Source organism: Vibrio cidicii (assembly GCF_009665415.1).
In the GTDB taxonomy this organism is placed as follows: Bacteria; Pseudomonadota; Gammaproteobacteria; order Enterobacterales; family Vibrionaceae; genus Vibrio; species Vibrio cidicii.
This window is the reverse complement of sequence record NZ_CP035921.1, coordinates 228,740-244,454: the sequence shown is the minus strand read 5'-3', so window position 1 is coordinate 244,454 and position 15,715 is coordinate 228,740. Positions and strand designations below refer to the sequence as shown.

The 15,715-nt window shown below is 43.8% G+C and carries 17 protein-coding genes and 2 pseudogenes; all 19 read left to right on the top strand.

Annotation, left to right across the window (positions count from 1 at the left end):
- The first annotated feature begins 315 nt into the window (after positions 1 to 315).
- Positions 316 to 1,505 (top strand): IS3 family transposase gene (locus EWA64_RS02015; RefSeq protein WP_439655067.1). Its coding sequence is split into 2 segments (ribosomal slippage): positions 316 to 583 and positions 583 to 1,505, totalling 1,191 coding nucleotides; the frame shifts between segments, so codons are not numbered across the junction.
- 10 nt (positions 1,506 to 1,515) lie between these two features.
- Positions 1,516 to 2,409, top strand: a pseudogene (locus EWA64_RS02010) (IS3 family transposase); the annotation flags it as partial.
- An 18-nt stretch (positions 2,410 to 2,427) separates the two neighbouring features.
- Positions 2,428 to 2,748 (top strand): GNAT family N-acetyltransferase, encoded by a 321-nt coding sequence (locus tag EWA64_RS02005; RefSeq protein WP_082796632.1) that lies wholly within the window; start codon positions 2,428 to 2,430, stop codon positions 2,746 to 2,748.
- 352 nt (positions 2,749 to 3,100) lie between these two features.
- Positions 3,101 to 3,157, top strand: a pseudogene (locus EWA64_RS02000) (DUF645 family protein); the annotation flags it as partial.
- Positions 3,158 to 3,398: 241 nt separating this feature from the next.
- Positions 3,399 to 3,572 carry a hypothetical protein gene (locus tag EWA64_RS01995; RefSeq protein ID WP_369435807.1) on the top strand — a complete coding sequence of 58 codons (174 nt, stop codon included), beginning with the start codon at positions 3,399 to 3,401 and terminating at the stop codon, positions 3,570 to 3,572.
- A gap of 318 nt (positions 3,573 to 3,890) precedes the next feature.
- The gene (locus tag EWA64_RS01985; RefSeq protein WP_061893794.1) at positions 3,891 to 4,277 is read left to right on the top strand and encodes an MmcQ/YjbR family DNA-binding protein; all 387 of its coding nucleotides are present in this window, start codon (positions 3,891 to 3,893) and stop codon (positions 4,275 to 4,277) included.
- A 136-nt stretch (positions 4,278 to 4,413) separates the two neighbouring features.
- Positions 4,414 to 4,773 (top strand): DUF2513 domain-containing protein, encoded by a 360-nt coding sequence (locus EWA64_RS01980; RefSeq protein WP_065860359.1) that lies wholly within the window; start codon positions 4,414 to 4,416, stop codon positions 4,771 to 4,773.
- Between the two features lie 135 nt (positions 4,774 to 4,908).
- Complete coding sequence (locus tag EWA64_RS01975) at positions 4,909 to 5,322, top strand: hypothetical protein (protein WP_061893080.1); 414 nt, start codon at positions 4,909 to 4,911, stop codon at positions 5,320 to 5,322.
- Between the two features lie 1,227 nt (positions 5,323 to 6,549).
- Entirely contained in the window at positions 6,550 to 6,732 is a 183-nt protein-coding gene (locus EWA64_RS01970; protein ID WP_033933234.1) for a DUF645 family protein, read from the top strand.
- Positions 6,733 to 7,396: 664 nt separating this feature from the next.
- Positions 7,397 to 7,813 carry a lysozyme inhibitor LprI family protein gene (locus tag EWA64_RS01965; RefSeq protein WP_029840705.1) on the top strand — a complete coding sequence of 139 codons (417 nt, stop codon included), beginning with the start codon at positions 7,397 to 7,399 and terminating at the stop codon, positions 7,811 to 7,813.
- Positions 7,814 to 8,022: 209 nt separating this feature from the next.
- A complete protein-coding gene (locus EWA64_RS01960) occupies positions 8,023 to 8,286 on the top strand; it encodes a hypothetical protein (RefSeq protein ID WP_071180065.1) in 264 nt (87 codons plus the stop codon).
- A 166-nt stretch (positions 8,287 to 8,452) separates the two neighbouring features.
- Positions 8,453 to 8,839 (top strand): MmcQ/YjbR family DNA-binding protein, encoded by a 387-nt coding sequence (locus tag EWA64_RS01955; RefSeq protein WP_029628680.1) that lies wholly within the window; start codon positions 8,453 to 8,455, stop codon positions 8,837 to 8,839.
- 168 nt (positions 8,840 to 9,007) lie between these two features.
- A complete protein-coding gene (locus EWA64_RS01950; protein WP_226980388.1) occupies positions 9,008 to 9,091 on the top strand; it encodes a DUF3709 domain-containing protein in 84 nt (27 codons plus the stop codon).
- On the top strand, positions 9,088 to 9,333 hold the full coding sequence (locus EWA64_RS01945; RefSeq protein WP_233358051.1) for a DUF3709 domain-containing protein: 246 nt from the start codon (positions 9,088 to 9,090) through the stop codon (positions 9,331 to 9,333). Before EWA64_RS01950 ends, EWA64_RS01945 begins: the two co-directional genes overlap by 4 nt.
- A 1,222-nt stretch (positions 9,334 to 10,555) precedes the next feature.
- Positions 10,556 to 11,062, top strand: coding sequence for a DUF2199 domain-containing protein (locus EWA64_RS01935; protein WP_029836222.1), 507 nt, complete (start codon positions 10,556 to 10,558; stop codon positions 11,060 to 11,062).
- 603 nt (positions 11,063 to 11,665) lie between these two features.
- Positions 11,666 to 12,082, top strand: coding sequence for an Imm26 family immunity protein (locus EWA64_RS01930; protein WP_061893315.1), 417 nt, complete (start codon positions 11,666 to 11,668; stop codon positions 12,080 to 12,082).
- Positions 12,083 to 13,175: 1,093 nt separating this feature from the next.
- Entirely contained in the window at positions 13,176 to 13,643 is a 468-nt protein-coding gene (locus EWA64_RS01915; RefSeq protein WP_061893316.1) for a GNAT family N-acetyltransferase, read from the top strand.
- A 138-nt stretch (positions 13,644 to 13,781) separates the two neighbouring features.
- Positions 13,782 to 14,315 (top strand): cysteine hydrolase family protein, encoded by a 534-nt coding sequence (locus tag EWA64_RS01905; protein ID WP_061893317.1) that lies wholly within the window; start codon positions 13,782 to 13,784, stop codon positions 14,313 to 14,315.
- A 614-nt stretch (positions 14,316 to 14,929) separates the two neighbouring features.
- The gene (locus EWA64_RS01900) at positions 14,930 to 15,349 is read left to right on the top strand and encodes a hypothetical protein (protein WP_061893441.1); all 420 of its coding nucleotides are present in this window, start codon (positions 14,930 to 14,932) and stop codon (positions 15,347 to 15,349) included.
- Positions 15,350 to 15,715 lie beyond the last annotated feature (366 nt).

Below are 15,715 nucleotides of genomic sequence, written 5' to 3'. Positions count from 1 at the left end.
AAGGCGGTGTGCGGTAGCTTTTGTAGTGCATTGCTCACCCCTTAGCAGGGCGTTATATGCATGGAGGCAGACGGTGATCAAAACAGAACATTTGGAGTTGAGACAATTTACTCAGCGAGATCGCGATGAAGTAGTTGTGCTCCTACAAGATGCTGACTTTATGGCATTTTCTCCTACTGGAGGTATGAGCAGTGAACAAGCTGAAACTCGTTTTGACGCGCTAGTTAATGCATTTCACAATTGTAGTGGCATAGTGAATTTGGCCACCTGATTAGAGCTGTTATGATTACACCCGTAGCAGCAGTAGGTGACGAAATGGCAAAGAAAAAAGGACCGAATTTTAGCCCTGAGTTCCGTCTGGAAACGGCTCAACTGGTGGTTGATCAAGGCTACTCCCAGAAGGAGGCCGCCCAGGCAATGGGGGTGGGCTATTCCACGATTGGCAAATGGGTCAGTCAACTGCGAGAAGAGCGTTCAGGCAAGTCTCCCAAGGCCTCGCCCATGACCCCAGAGCAGGTTGAAATCCGCGAATTAAAGAAGCGCATTGAACGGCTGGAATTGGAAAAGGAAGTCCTAAAAAAGGCTACAGCTCTGTTGATGTCGGACTCCATGAACACTTCTCGCTAATCGAGAAACTCAACAAGAGCCACCGGGAAAAGTACCCGGTCGTCTGGCTGTGCAAGGTGTTTGATGTCCAGCGCAGCAGCTACAGGTATTGGTTAAGCCGGGATAAGCGGATATGCCCAAAGGCGGTGCGTTTACACAGCACAATCCGGCAAATCCACCGTGAGAGCAATGGCTCCGCCGGGGCAAGAACCATCGCCGATATCGCTACTGCCCGGGGTTTTGCATTAAGCCGCTACCGTGCAGGACGGTTAATGAAGACGCTGGAATTGGTCAGTTGCCAATTGCCGAAGCATGCTTATAAGAAAGCCAATCAGGAGCATGTCGACATCCCGAATCGGTTGAACCGCCAGTTTGACGTGGTGGCACCTAACCAAGTGTGGTGCGGCGATGTGACCTATGTCTGGACAGGTACTCGCTGGGCCTATTTGGCCGTGGTAATGGATTTATTTGCCCGTAAACCCGTGGGCTGGGCGATGTCGCACTCACCGGACAGCGAGTTGACCAAGCAGGCGTTGAACATGGCATTTGAGCAACGAGGCAGGCCTAAAGGCGTGATGTTCCACAGTGACCAGGGCAGTCACTATACCAGTCGCTCCTTCCGGCAATTGCTGTGGCGTTACCAGATAACCCAAAGCCTGAGTCGCCGCGGGAATTGCTGGGACAACAGCCCAATGGAGCGATTTTTCAGGAGTTTGAAAACGGAATGGATACCGGAAACAGGCTATCGGAACTTTGCCGAGGCCAAGCTGGCAATCACCCACTATATCCTGGGGTATTACAGCAACGTCAGGCCACACCATTACAACGGTGGCTTGAGTCCAAACGAGTCAGAGCGAAGATACTGGCTTAACTATAAACCCGTGGCCAGTTTTACTTGACCACTACAATGAACACTTCTCGCTAATCGAGAAACTCAACAAGAGCCACCGGGAAAAGTACCCGGTCGTCTGGCTGTGCAAGGTGTTTGATGTCCAGCGCAGCAGCTACAGGTATTGGTTAAGCCGGGATAAGCGGATATGCCCAAAGGCGGTGCGTTTACACAGCACAATCCGGCAAATCCACCGTGAGAGCAATGGCTCCGCCGGGGCAAGAACCATCGCCGATATCGCTACTGCCCGGGGTTTTGCATTAAGCCGCTACCGTGCAGGACGGTTAATGAAGACGCTGGAATTGGTCAGTTGCCAATTGCCGAAGCATGCTTATAAGAAAGCCAATCAGGAGCATGTCGACATCCCGAATCGGTTGAACCGCCAGTTTGACGTGGTGGCACCTAACCAAGTGTGGTGCGGCGATGTGACCTATGTCTGGACAGGTACTCGCTGGGCCTATTTGGCCGTGGTAATGGATTTATTTGCCCGTAAACCCGTGGGCTGGGCGATGTCGCACTCACCGGACAGCGAGTTGACCAAGCAGGCGTTGAACATGGCATTTGAGCAACGAGGCAGGCCTAAAGGCGTGATGTTCCACAGTGACCAGGGCAGTCACTATACCAGTCGCTCCTTCCGGCAATTGCTGTGGCGTTACCAGATAACCCAAAGCCTGAGTCGCCGCGGGAATTGCTGGGACAACAGCCCAATGGAGCGATTTTTCAGGAGTTTGAAAACGGAATGGATACCGGAAACAGGCTATCGGAACTTTGCCGAGGCCAAGCTGGCAATCACCCACTATATCCTGGGGTATTACAGCAACGTCAGGCCACACCATTACAACGGTGGCTTGAGTCCAAACGAGTCAGAGCGAAGATACTGGCTTAACTATAAACCCGTGGCCAGTTTTACTTGACCACTACACAATAAAGGCATCGGAAAGTTTTGTGTTATAGAGCGTTCAACTGGTGAGCTAATTGGTTACTGTGGTCTAGAGTCATATGACTATAACGGCGAAACTGTAGTGGAACTCGGGTACAGGCTCAAGGTTTCAGCCAGAGGTAAAGGGTACGCGTTTGAAGCTAGTTCTGCAGTTTTATCTTTTGCTCGTCAAGTTGGTTATTCGAAAGTTCTCGCTTTAACTGAACCTGAAAATGTGCTGTCTCAGCACATACTATTAAAGCTCGGGTTCGAAGCATGTGGTGAAGGTTTCTATCAAAATATGCCAGTAAATTACTTTGAAAAATGCATATAACAAACGCTTTAAGACGGATTCGCAACGCTCGGCGGTTTTAGTTTGAATCGGCTTAAGTGTTTACGGTGCAATAATGAGTGTCTTGGTAGAGTTGCTCACCACTTAAGCGGGCGTTAGCTTCTTAAAGACAGAAATCATCAAAATCCAAGTTCAATCGTTCTGAAAACTCAGCTTTTAGCGTTCAAATTTCACAACTTGGCTTTCGAATTTGTCGGATGCTGACTTGGTAGAAAGCGTTGAAAGTTCAGTAGTTTCAAAGTCGCTGAAAACCATCAAGCTTCGATGCTTCAATGTTGTTGGATGCTCCACACGGAAAGTTTGATTTCACAAAGGCTGCATCATCGCTGAAAGTGTGCTTTCTTTGTCGCGGACTCTTAACCGTGGCCAACTTAGCCTTGAGCGTTTTGAGTTTTGGCAGCCAACTTCACAGCTTTTGGTGTTGGACGTGTGTTTGTGTGATGCTTTTGCGTAAAATCACTTTCAAGCAAAGGTGTTTAAAAGTTATTGGGAAACAATAGGCTACGAAGCTAACAAACGCCTCAAGAGGGACTGTCAACGCGCGGCGTTTCCAGTCCCATTGAGCCGCGGTGGTTACGGTTGTTGTGTTTGAGTTTAGTGGTAATGCGTTGTCAGCCCCTTAGGCGGGCGTTATGTTTAATCACCAAAAATCAGTGGATTATGATTTTTCTTTGTTCCCTCGGCTTGTTGGTTTTGTGCTTGTCGGCAAGTTGGCTTCAGCGGGCGCTGTTTTCCGGACAATTATTCTTTGGCGCTGGAAATTCAGAGAATTGCCTCAATCAATTTTCAGGCAAGCGCGAGGTTAGGGCGGTTGGCTCAATCAGTATTTTGATTACAGGTTTTTGTGCTTGAATTGCCGAAATTCTAATTCTGTTTTTCAAATCTATGAGTCGTTTCAGTTTTCTGGGTTTTGGCTTTTGTATGTAAATCAAAGCCGAGTTAATCTTGGTGTTGGAAAAACGTAAGTCATTGAAGCTTAAACATAACAAACGGTTAAAGAGGGACAGCCAACGCGTGGCATTTTTATTATGCGTTGGTTTTTGTGGTTACGGTGTTATGCGGAAGCTTGGTAATGGCGTTGGCTGCCCCTTAACCGGGCGTTATGAGGCTATAGGAAAACAAAGATGAATCACGATGAGTTCAACCAATTTTGTCGTTCCTTTCCTGCTACTACATACGTAGTGCAATGGGGTGGCTCTCATGTTTGGAAAGTGGCTGGAAAAGTGTTTTCTATTGGCAGTATCGGCAAGGATCAGCAACCAGTTTTTACTTTCAAAACATCGGATTTGAACTTTGATTATCTGAGTGAGCACGATGGTTATATTCCCGCCCCTTACTTCGCCAACCGAGGTATGAAGTGGATCCAACAAACGGAGACGTCAGGTGTATTAGACGAAGAGTTGAAGTATTACTTGTCTGAGTCCTACCGTCTTGTTGTGCTCGGACTTAGTAAAAGGTTACAGAAAGAGTTGGGAATTACGCCAAGAGCAAACGGTGAATCCGCCTCATAACAAACGCCTCAAGAGGGACTGTCAACGCGTGGCGTTTCCAGTCCCATTGAGCCGCGGTGGTTACAGTTGTTGTGTTTGAGTTTAGCGTTATGCGTTGCCAGCCCCTTAGGCGGGCGTTAGGCATAAGGAGAAATTAATGAAACGTGATTGGGCATTGATTCGAGATATATTATTGAAAGTTGAGGAGCTTACGCCTGATGAGGAGGTTTGCCTATGTCACTTCGATGAAGGACTTGCTTATCAAGTCTCTTATCATGTGAAGTTATTAGAACAAGCTGGGATATTAGATGTACTCATTTCTCGAGGAGATGATAATGGTGCTGCAGACTTTCTCATAAGAAGTTTGACATTGTCGGGACATGAGTTTTTGGATGCTATTAGGCCCCAAAGTGTGTTTACTCAAGTTATTGATAAGATTACGTCAGAAGGTCGAGCGTTAACTTTTGATGTTATTAAGAGTGTTGCAGTCTCATTGTCAATCTCAGGCATTGCCTAACAAACGCTTCAAGAGGGACAGCCAACGCGTGGCATTTTTACTATGCGTTGGTTTTTGTGGTTACGGTGTTATGCGGAAAGTTAGTAGTAGCGTTGGCTGCCCCTTAAGCGGGCGTTATGTTTCTAGAAGGTTTAAATGAAAGCTCACAATGATAAAGCTCTGAGACAGAAATACTCAGTGCGTTTAATGTCCAACCATAAGTGGAATAAGTTCTTCCTTACAATGGCAGAGCATGGAGCAGATTTTTCTGGTATCGAGTACCACTTTACAGATAGTGAAAAAGTATTCTCTGGTCACGCTCCTAGTAAGAAACAAGTGTGGGATTCGGCAATTGATGATCCGGCTCGAGGCTGTGGTGGACCTGTTGAGTACAAGTACATTGAACGTATATTCATCCCAAGAAGTTATTCATATCAACCATATGAACATGCTCCTACTGCTCACCGTGATCTGAACTTAGAGAGGTTTCTGATTGAACTCTGCAAGGTTGGAGAATTTCCAATAATAAGAACTGAAAGCGGCATCGAAATCTTGGGCTACGAAACATAACAAACTGTTTAAGTAGATTCGGCATGCGTGGCAATTTTGGTTTGCGTTGATTTTAGTGATGACGTAGTGTTGCGGAAGCTTTTGTAGTGCATGCCTCACTACTTAACAGGGCGTTAGCTTAAAACAATAAAAATCAATTGTTTGCAGCCTGTTTTTTCTTCCCTTGGCAGTTCGTTCAGGTTATTTCGGCAAATCAGCATTGTTTGCCAACGTGAATTTTGAGTTGTTGCCTCCATTGGGTTTTTGGGTTGCTCGAGGTTAACCAGATTGGCGCAAAGTCGCTTTGGAAGTTTTGCATTCGCTTTGGGTTTTCCGAAAGTGATTTATCAAAATTTTCGGATTTTCAAATCGCATGAAAGGTCACAAATTTTGAGCCAATTCGGGTTTCAAAGTTCAAGTGGTTTGCCAGTTTTCCAAATCAGGTTAGTCTCGGGTTTGGTAAATCTATGGTGCTGAAATTTAAGCTAACAAACTGCTTAAGAGGGATTCGCAATGCGTGGCATTTTCAGCATGCGGTGAGTTTTGTGATTAAGTTGGTGTGCGGTTGCTTTCGTAGTGCATTGCTCACCCCTTAGCAGGGCGTTAGCTTAAAACAATAAAAATCAATTGGTTGAGGTTTTTATTTCTTCCCTTGGCCATTCGTTTTGGTTTATCGGCAAATCAGCATTGTTTGCCAACGCGATTTTTGAGCTGTTGCCTCAATTGAGTTTTGGGCTTGCGCGAGGTTAGCCAGTTTGGCGCAAAGTCGCTTTGGAAGTTTTGCTTTCGCTTTGAGTTCTCCAAAGATGAATTCTCAAAAATCTACTGGTTTCAAAGCAAGTGAACGGCCACAAAGTTTGAGTCATTTCGGGTTTTAAAACTCAGGTGGTTTGTCGTTTTTCTATACTGGGTTAGTCTCGGGTTTGGTCAATCTAAGGTGCTAAAATTTAAGCTAACAAACTGCTTAAGCGGGATTCGCAATGCGTGGCATTTTGGGTATGTGGTGAGTTTTGTGATTAAGTTGACGTGCGGTAGCTTTTGCAGTGCATTGCTCACCCCTTAGCAGGGCGTTAGCTTCTTAAAGGCTAGAATCATCAAAATCTAAGCTCATTTGTTGTGAAAATTCAGCTTTAAGCGTTCAAGTCGCACTATTTGGCTTTTTAGCTTTGCCTGATGCTGATTTGGTAGAAAGTGTTGAATGTTCAGCAGTTTTCAAGTCGCTGAAACCTATCAAGCTTTGATGCTTCAGTGTTGTTGGACGCTCAGCGCGGTCAGCTTAGTTTTACAAAATACAGCATCATCACTGTGATCTGGCTTTCTTTGTCGCGGACTCTTAACCGTGGCCAACTTAACCTTGAGTGTTTTGAGTTTTGGCAGCCAACTTCACAGCTTTTGGTGTTGGACGTGTGTTTGCTTGATGCTTTTGCGTAAAATCACTTTCAAGCAAAGGTGTTTAAAAGTTATTTGGAAACAATAGGCTACGAAGCTAACAAACGCCTCAAGAGGGACTGTCAACGCGAGGCGTTTCCAGTCCCATTGAGCCGCGGTGGTTTCGGTTGTCGTGATTGAGTTTTGTGTTATGCGTTGTCAGCCCCTTAGGCGAGCGTTAGCTTAAAACAAGTAAAATCAATTGGTTGTGGTTTTTCCCTTCTTCCTTTGGCCATTCGTTCTGGTTTCTCGGCAAATCAGCATTGTTTGCCAACACGAGTTTTGAGCCGTTGCCTCAATTGAGTTTTGGGATTGCGCGAGGTGAGCCATTTTGCCGCAAAGTCGCTTTGGAAGTGTCTCTTTCGCTTTGAGTTTTGCGAAAACGAGCTTTCAAAATTTACTGATTTTCAGAGTAAATGAACGGTCACAAAGTTTGATTCATTTCGGGTTTTAAAGTTCAGGTGGTTTGTTGGTTTTCCAAATCGGTGTAATCTCAGGCTTGGTAAATCTAAGGTGCTGAAATTTAAGCTAACAAACTGTTCAAGCAGATTCAGCATGCGTGGCATTTTTGGTTTACAGCGGTTTTAGTGATTACGTAGTGTTGCAGAAGCTTTTGTAGTGCATGCCTCACTACTTAACAGGGCGTTATGTGCTTTCGGAGAAAACGATGAATAAGTATCTAATCATCATATTAGCTAGTCTTTCGTTTGGTGCTCTTGCTGCAGAAGAGTCCATTGACTGTAATAATGCGATGACCACAATCGAGATAAACCAATGTGGCGCTATTGAACTAGAGTCAGCACAAGTTAAATTAGACAAATATCTAAGGACTAGCTTTGAGCATAACTCTCATGACCCAGAACTGATCGCGGCAATTAAGCTTGCGCAACAGGATTGGCAAGCATATATGTCCTCTCACTGTGATTCGGTTTATACGCAATGGCGTGATGGAACTATTCGTGGAATTATGGCGATATCATGCAAAACTAAGCTAACTAAACAAAGAACGCACGAGTTATGGGAAAACTTTTTAACTTATATGGACAGTACCCCACCAGTTTTACCGGAGCCAAGTGTAGAGTAGGTTTCAACCACGCACATAACAAACTGTTCAAGAGGGATTCGCAACGCGTGGCATTTTTACTATGCGTTGGTTTTAGTTATTAAGGTGGTATGCGGCGGCTTCGGTATTGCGTTGCTCACCCCTTAACAGGGCGTTATGTGTTTTTTAGCTAGTCCCAATCGAAACAAGCACATAGAATGGGCAAACTTGTTTCCAACTTAGTTTTCAGCATGAATAGATCAACCATGTTTGGGATTATGGCATCACTATTAGGATTGGCAGCTTTAATCTTTACTGTGATGGACGGCTCACACTTTCCAGTAATTCAATGGCCATATGAAGCATATCAAGGCTTAGTATTTTCGTTTGTTTGGGGCTTTGGCGTATCAGCGACGGTTGGATATTTACTATCAATCCTAGTTTTCATAGGTGTTGCTGTTGTTTGCTTTGCGGTTGGTCATAAAATATCGCGTAGCATGTTTGGACGAGGCTAACTTTAGCTTAGAGTTCATACACATAACAAACGCCTCAAGAGGGACTGTCAACGCGCGGCGTTTCCAGTCCCTATGAGCCGCGGTGGTTACGGTTGTTGTGTTTGAGTTTAGTGTTATGCGTTGTCAGCCCCTTAGGCGGGCGTTATGAGGCTATAGAAAAACAAAGATGAATCACGATGAGTTCAACCAATTTTGTCGTTCCTTTCCTGCTACTACATACGTGGTGCAATGGGGTGGCTCCCATGTTTGGAAAGTGGCGGGAAAAGTGTTTTCTATTGGCAGTATCGGCAAGGATCAGCAACCCGTTTTTACTTTCAAAACATCGGATTTGAACTTTGAGTATCTGAGTGAGCACGATGGTTATATTCCCGCCCCTTACTTCGCTAACCGAGGTATGAAGTGGATCCAACAAACGGAGACGTCAGGTGTATTAGACGAAGAGTTGAAGTATTACTTGTCTGAGTCCTACCGTCTTGTTGTGCTCGGGCTTAGTAAAAGGTTACAGAAAGAGTTGGGAATTACGTCAAGAGCAGACGGTGAATCCGCCTCATAACAAACGCCTCAAGAGGGACTGTCAACGCGTGGCGTTTCCAGTCCCATTGAGCCGCGGTGGTTGCAGTTGTTGTGTTTGAATTTAGTGGTAATGCGTTGCCAGCCCCTTAGGCGGGCGTTATGCTTAATCCATTAAAATCAAGTGTTTGTGGTTTTCGTTCCCTTTGGCATGTTGTTCAGGTTTTGTCGGCAATTCAATATTGTTTTTCGCTGCCTAATGAAACGGCAATGTATCTGGCGTTGTAAATTCTGAGTGATTGCCTCATTGGGTTCTTTAGTCTGCGCGAGTTGAGTTTTGCTCTTTCAAGTTGCTTTGAGCAGTTTGGTGCCTTTACTTGCAGGCTAAAAGTTAGTTGGCAATTGAGCATTGTTTTTCGCTGCCTAATGAAACAGCAATGTGTCTATCGCTTCAAGTTTCAGCGTGATTGCCTCATTGAGTTATTGTGCTCATGCGTGGTGAGTAGGTTTGTCGGAGAGGGTTTCCACTTTGGCTGATTTGCAGGATGAAACCCTGTATTGGTCAGTTTATAGGTAAAGTTTTAGTTAGTTCTAACTCAAGAGAATTCGAGGTTTGGTTAATTATTTCAATGAGTTATTCTTGGTTTGGTTCAAATGTAAAGTGTTGAAGCTTAAGCATAACAAACGCCTCAAGAGGGACTGTCAACGCGCGGCGTTTCCAGTCCCATTGAGCCGCGGTGGTTTCGGTTGTGGTGTTTGAGTTTAGTGGTCATGCGTTGTCAGCCCCTTAGGCGGGCGTTAGCTTAAAACAATGAAAATCAATTGTTTGCAGCCTGTTTTTTCTTCCTCTGGCCATTCGTTCAGGCTTCTCGGCAAATCAGCATTGTTTGCCAACGCGAGTTTTGAGGAGTTGCCTCAATTGAGTTGTGGGATTGCGCGAGGTGAGCCATTTTGCCGTAAAGTCGCTTTGGAAGTGTCGTTTTCGCTTTGAGTTTTGCGAAAACGAGTTTTCAAAATTTACTGATCTTCAAAACAAATGAATGGCCACAAAGTTTGAGTCAATTCGGGTTTTAAAATTTAGGCAGTTTGCCGGCTTCCCAAATCAGGTTAATCTCGGGCTTAGTAAATCTAAGGTGCTGAAATTTAAGCTAACAAACTGTTCAAGCAGATTCGGCATGCGTGGCATTTTTGGTTTGCGTTGGTTTTAGTGATTACGTAGTGTTGCGGAAGCTTTCGTAGTGCATGCCTCACTACTTAACAGGGCGTTATGTTTAGTCACGTAAAATCAGTTGGTTGCATCTTTTCTTTGCTTTCTCAGCTTTCTAATTTTGGTCTTCTCGGCAAGTTACGTTTAGTGGTCGCTGTTTTCTGGGCTCCAATTCGTGGGCGCTAAAAATTCAGAGAGTTGCCTCATTAAAGTTCAGTGCGTTTGAGAGTCGAATGAAGCGATGTTAGTTTCAACGTTTGAGCACCAGCTTTCGGTTTCTCACGCTAAAATCTCAATGTCAGTACAATCAAATTTATGAGTTAATTCAGCTTTTTAGCTTCTAACTTTGGTTTTCAAAGATAAGTCGAGTTAAGCTCTTGGTATCGTAAAACTTAACCGTTCGAGTCTTAAACATAACAAGGCGTTTAAGCGGGATTCATGCCGCGTGGCATTTTTGGTTTGCGGTGATTTTTGTGGTGAAAGTGGTGTGCGGAAACTTGGTTTAGGCGGCACTCACCCCTTAACGCAGCGTTAGCCGTCAAGGAGTAATAATTGAGTAGTATATTCGCGTTTAAGTGTTCTTCCTGTGAGGAGATTCATGAGGGCTCGCCCAGTTTTGGATTCAGAGCGCCTGATCCTTACCTCGAGCAGCCAGAAGAAGTACAAAATGAAGGTAAGCTAGGCTCAGACTTGTGCTACTACAAAGATGAAGATGGTTACCATTACTTTATCAGAGTAATCTTGGAAATACCGATTATTGGAGTAGAAGACCCTTTTATGTGGGGTGTTTGGGTGTCTCTCAGTGAGTCTAGCTATAACCATTACGTAGAAACGTATGAACAACCAGATATCAACCGAACCTACTTTGGGTGGTTGTGCAATTATTTACCTTACTATGAGACTACGTATGCTTTGGCCACTGATGTACATCCACGACTAGATGGTGCTCGTCCCTTTATCGTACTTCATGAAACTGACCATGAATTACATGAAGATTTTATGAAAGGTATTGAAATAAGCAAAGCTCAGAAAATCGCAGAACTTTGCATGCACGGCTAACAATCAATTTAAGAGTGATTCCCCACGCTCGGCATTTTTGGTTTGGGTTTAGTTAAGTGTTTACGCTGTCCAAATTGAGTGTAGTGGTAGCGTGGCTCACACCTTAATTGGGCGTTATGCTTAATCACCAACAATCAGTGGTTTATGGTCTTTCTTTGTTCCCTTGGCTGGTTAGTTTTGTGTTTCTCGGCAAGTTGGCTCAGTGGGCGTTGTTTTCCGGACAATTATTCTTTGGCGCTGGAAATTCAGAGAATTGCCTCAATCAATTTTCGGGTAAGCGCGCGGTTGGTTCGGCTGGCTCAATCAGTATTTTAACCACAAGTTTTTGGGCTTGAATTGCCGAAATTCAAAGTCTGTTTTTCAAATCTATGAGTCGTTTCAGTTTTTCAGGTCTTGGCTTTTGTTTGTGAATCAAAGCTGAGTTAATCTTGGTTTTGGTAAAACGTAAGTCATTGAAGCTTAAGCATAACAAACGGTTCAAGAGGGACGGTCAACGCGTGGCATTTTTATTATGCGTTGGTTTTTGTGGTTACGGTGTTATGCGGAAGCTTGGTAATGGCGTTGGCTGCCCCTTAACCGGGCGTTATGTTTAAGAGGCAATGCATGAAAGTTAATGTTGGCGACATTATCGCAATTCCAATTCAAGAGCATCAATTTGTATTTGGCCGCGTTTACAATGACGCTACGATTGCAATATATGACTTTTTGTCTAGTACAGATAACTCACATGAAGTGGCGTGTAAAAATAAGATACTTATGTTTTCAGGTTTCTTTGATAGCTCTATAAAAAGTCAGCAATGGAAAATTGTAGGTCATATTAGTTTTCTCAGTGCTGAAGAAGCTTGGGCTCCTCCGGTATATATACAGGATATTTTGGATTCTAATAAGTATCGTATTTATCATAAAGGAGTCATGGAAAGCTGCTCAAAGTCAGAAACCCTAGGCATGGAAAGGCAAGTGATGAGAAAACCAGAGGAGCTCATTGAAGCGATAAAAGCAAGACTGATGGTTAAAAATTAAACATAACAAAGCGTTCAAGCGGGATTCGTGCCGCGTGGCATTTTTGGTATGCAGTGAGTTTTGTGGTGAAAGTGGTCTGCGTAAAGCTGGTTTAGGCGGCACTCACCCCTTAACGCGGCGTTATGTTTAGTCACGTAAAATCAGTTGGTTGCATCTTTTCTTTGCTTTCTCAGCTTTCTAATTTTGGTCTTGTCGGCAAGTTACGTTTAGTGGTCGCTGTATTCTGGACTCCAATTCGTGGGCGCTAAAAATTCAGAGAGTTGCCTCATTAAAGTTCAGTGCGTTTGTGAGTCGAATGAAGCGATGTTAGTTTCAACGTTTGAGCACCAGTTTTCGGTTTCTCACGCTAAAACTTTAATATCAGTACAATCAAAATTATGAGTTAATTCAGCTTTTTAGCTTCTAACTTTGGTTTTCAAAGATAAGTCGAGTTAAGCTCTTGGTATCGCAAAACTTAACCCTTTGAGTCTTAAACATAACAAGGCGTTTAAGCGGGATTCATGCCGCGTGGCATTTTTGGTTTGCAGTGAGTTTTTGTGGTGAAGGTGGTCTGCGGAAAGTTGGTTTATGCGGCATTCACCCCTTAACGCGGCGTTAGCTTAAAACATTAAGAGTCAATTGGTTGTGATCTTTCCTTTCTTCCTTTGACAGTTCGTTCAGGTTTCTCGGCAAATCAGCATTGTTTGACAACGCAAGTTTTGAGCAGTTGCCTCAATCGAATTTTGAGAATGCGCGAGGTCGGTCAGTTTGGTGCAAAGTCGCTTTGGAAGTTTTGCTTTCGCTTTGAGTTTTGCGAAAGTGATGTATCAAAATTTGTTGATTTTTAAAGCAAATGAAAGGCCACAAAGCTTGAGCCAACTCGGGTTTCAAAACTCAAGTGGTTTGTTGGTTTTCCAAATCGGTTTGATCTCAGTTTTGGTAAATCTAAGGTGCTGAAATTTAAGCTAACAAACTGCTTAAGAGGGATTCGCAATGCGTGGCATTTTCAGCATGCGGTGGGTTTTGTGATTAAAGCGGTGTGCGGTAGCTTTTGTAGTGCATTGCTCACCCCTTAGCAGGGCGTTAGTTTACATATCAAATTCAGAGGACGAAAATGAAAATTAGATCGGCTGAAGCGTCAGATTTAGACTCACTCTTGCGTCTAAATTATCAGATTGGAATCATGCACTTTGAAAATGCACCAGAAGCATTTGTTGAACCGTCATCTGAAGAAAAAGAGTTCCTTCTTCAAGCTCTAAATGATCAATCAAGGCTCTTTCTTGTTGCTGAATTTACTGGTGATGTTGTTGGCTTTGTGACAGCGAAAGTAACTCAAAATGAAGCTATCCCGTTTTTAGTTAAAACACCAATTTGTCGTGTTGGCACAATTGTAGTTGATGAAAGTGTCAGAGTTTCAGGTATAGGAACCCAACTAATGGATCAATGCAATGACTGGGCTAAATCGCAAGGTGCAGAGCAAATTAGGCTAGAGGTCATGGCTTTCAATAAGTGTGCACAAAACTTTTATGCGAAACTAGGCTTTGAAGAGCAGTCAAAAACAATGTGGAAAACTGTAAACTAACAAACTGTTCAAGAGGGATTCGCAACGCGTGGCATTTTTACTATGCGTTGGTTTTAGTGTTTAAGGTGGAATGCGGCAACTTCGGTATTGCGCTGCTCACCCCTTAACAGGGCGTTAGCCTTATTAAAAGGAAACTTTATGAAATCAGCAGTTCTTGTTATTGATGTGCAAAGTATTTTGTTCGACCCAGCACCTCAACCCTTTGAAAGAAATGAGATATTAACTCGTATCAATACAATCACAGATTGGGCACGCCAAAAAGATATCCCTGTCATCTTTATTCAGCATGAACAAACGGGTACACCAATCGAACATGGCAGTGAAGGTTGGAAACTGCAGTCATCATTACACTTTGAAAGTGATGACCATTTTGTTCGTAAAACAACACCAGATTCATTTTTACGCACCAGTTTGGAGTCTCTACTGCAAGAGCTCAGCATTGAGCATCTTTACGTTTGCGGTTACGCAACAGAGTTCTGCGTCGATACAACCGTGCGTCGAGCGGCTGGATTGGGCTATTCAGTGGAGCTAATATCAGATGCTCATACAACTCAAAACAAATCGCATTTGTCAGGTGAACAAATTCGAGCGCATCACAATGCGACCTTACCTAGTATATCTAGCTTTGGTGTAAAGATTGCTGTGGTATCGACAGAAAACTTGACCTCATAAGGCTAACAAACTGTTCAAGTAGATTCGGCATGCGTGGCATTTTTGATTTGCGTTGGTTTTAGTGATTACGTAGTGTTGCGGAAGCTTTCGTAGTGCATGCCTCACTACTTAACAGGACGTTATGCTTAATCATTTTAAAACAGTGGGTTATGGTTTTTCTTTGCTCCCTCGGCTGGTTAGTTTCGAGTTTGTCGGCAAGTTGGCTTTATTGGGCGCTGTTTTCTGGACACCTATTCTTTGGCGCTGGAAACTCGGAGAATTGCCTCAGTCAATTTTCGGGCAAGCGCGAGGTTAGGGCGGTTGGCTCAATCAGCAATTTGATCTTAGGTTTTTGAGTTTTGACAGCCAAAGTTCAAAGTCTGATTTTCAAAATTATGAGTCATTTCTGTTTTCTATGTTTTGGTTTTTGTTTGTGAATCAAAGCTGAGTTAATCTTGGTTTGGGTAAAACGTAAGCCATTGAAGCTTAAGCATAACAAAGCGTTAAAGAGGGACTTGGCACGCGTGGCATTTTCAGTTTGCGTTGGGTTTAGTGGTTACGGCACTATGCGGTAGCTTTTGTATTGCGTGCCTGCGCCCCTTAACGCGGCGTTATGTACTTTATGGAGTTACAGTGTGGAAACAATAAAAATTAAGACGCAGGGTGTTTCTGAAGACTACGAAACAGCAACTGGTGATTTCGAGCTATTAGATAGGGGAGAAGTTACGCATAGCAATCTCAGAGATATCCTAGATAAGCTATCAAGACTATCAGTGCCAGACGGTGATGATGTTTGTGAACCTAGCATTAATGTTGACGTCGAAGGGGAAGGGAATCTAAATTTTTATGGTGATTCCGGTGTGATTAGATGCTTAGATTCCCAACAAGAATCAATGTCATCACAGGAGGCTCTTCAAATTATCTTGGGTGAAGTAACACTTGCTGAGTTTGATGCAAAGCATGGGTACATGCCCAAACGAAATAACTATAAGTTCATAGCCATATCTATTGTTTTCCTGGTTGTAATTGCTAGCTTGGTGTTGGCACGTACATAACAAAGCGTTAAAGAGGGACTTGGCACGCGTGGCATTTTCATTTTGCGTTGGGTTTAGTGGTTACGGCACTATGCGGTAGCTTTTGTATTGCGTGCCTGCGCCCCTTAACGCGGCGTTAGCTTAAAACAAGTAAAATCAATTGGTTGTGGTTTTTTCCTTCTTCCTTTGGCCATTCGTTCTGGTTTCTCGGCAAATCAGCATTGTTTGCCAACACGAGTTTTGAGCCGTTGCCTCAATTGAGTTTTGGGATTGCGCGAGGTGAGCCATTTTGCCGCAAAGTCGCTTTGGAAGTGTCTCTTTCGCTTTGAGTTTTGCGAAAACGAGCTTTCAAAATTTACTGATTTTCAGAGTAAATGAACGGTCACA